This window comes from Dietzia sp. E1, from assembly GCF_014145015.1.
Taxonomy (GTDB): Bacteria; Actinomycetota; Actinomycetes; order Mycobacteriales; family Mycobacteriaceae; genus Dietzia; species Dietzia cinnamea_A.
Map to the genome: position 1 here is coordinate 1 of NZ_JAALDU010000311.1, position 1,013 is coordinate 1,013.

Annotated in this window: 1 protein-coding gene and 1 pseudogene; both read right to left on the reverse strand. The window is 74.4% G+C overall.

All coding sequences use genetic code 11. The annotated features are described in order from the left end of the window. The coding region (locus G6030_RS10740; protein ID WP_182643115.1) for a radical SAM protein at nt 1–776 on the reverse strand (776 nt) is incomplete at its 3' end. 2 nt (nt 777–778) lie between these two features. Continuing rightward, nucleotides 779–1,013, reverse strand: a pseudogene (locus G6030_RS10745) (hypothetical protein); the annotation flags it as partial.

Genomic DNA, 1,013 nt, shown 5'->3' on the forward strand with positions numbered 1-1,013 from the left:
AACCCCGCCCGGGCGAGGCGGTCGGCCACCTGCTCGTACCGGTCGGCGAGCACATCGTCGACGGTGCCCGGCATCTCGCCCCGGCGGATCCGGCGCGCCAGGGCGGTGCCGTCCTCGACGATCAGCGAGTAGGCGGAGACATGGTCGACCCCGGCGCCGACGACCGCGTCGAGGGTCCGCGCGAGGTCGTCGTCGGTCTCCCCCGGCGTGCCGTAGATGACGTCGAGGTTGACGTGCTCGAACCCCGCCTGCAGCGCCTCGGCGACCGCCTCCTGGGGCCGGCCGGGGGTGTGGGCCCGGTCGAGGACGCGCAGGACGTGCGCGGCGGTGGACTGCATGCCCAGCGAGATGCGCGTGAACCCGCCCTCGCGCAGGCGCGCGAAGAACTCGGGCGACGTGGACTCCGGGTTGCTCTCCGTGGTGACCTCCGCGCCGGGGGCCAGGCCGAAGGCGGCGTCGATGCGCGCGAGGAGGCCGACCAGCACGTCTGCGCCGACCAGCGACGGGGTGCCGCCGCCGATGAAGACGGTGTCGACCTCCGGGGGTGCGCCGGCGGAGGACAGCGCCTGCGCGGCCCTCTCGATCTCGATCGCGGCGGCGCGTTCCCAGTCGACGGGTGAGGTCGCGGATCCGAGCTCGCCCGCGGTGTAGGTGTTGAAGTCGCAGTAGCCGCACCGGGTGGAGCAGAACGGCACGTGGAGGTAGATGCCGAAGGGCGCCTCGGGGTCGCGGGCCGGTGGCGTCGCCGCCAGCTCGGCTGGGTCGTGTGGCGCGATCGTCACATCTGACCGGTCTCGGTGTCCGATCCGGTCTCACCTCCTGTCGTGCCCGGGGTGGGCGGCGTCTCGATCGGCGGGGTCGTCGTCACCGAGAGCTCGTCGTCGTCAAGGACTGTAACCGCAGGCGCGCCGTACGTCGGTGTCCGGGAGGCGTCGTCGGGGGTGCCCGGCCCCGCGGGGGCGTCCGGCACGGCGGTCGGCCGATCGGGGCCGGCGTCGCCGTCGGGCGTGGTC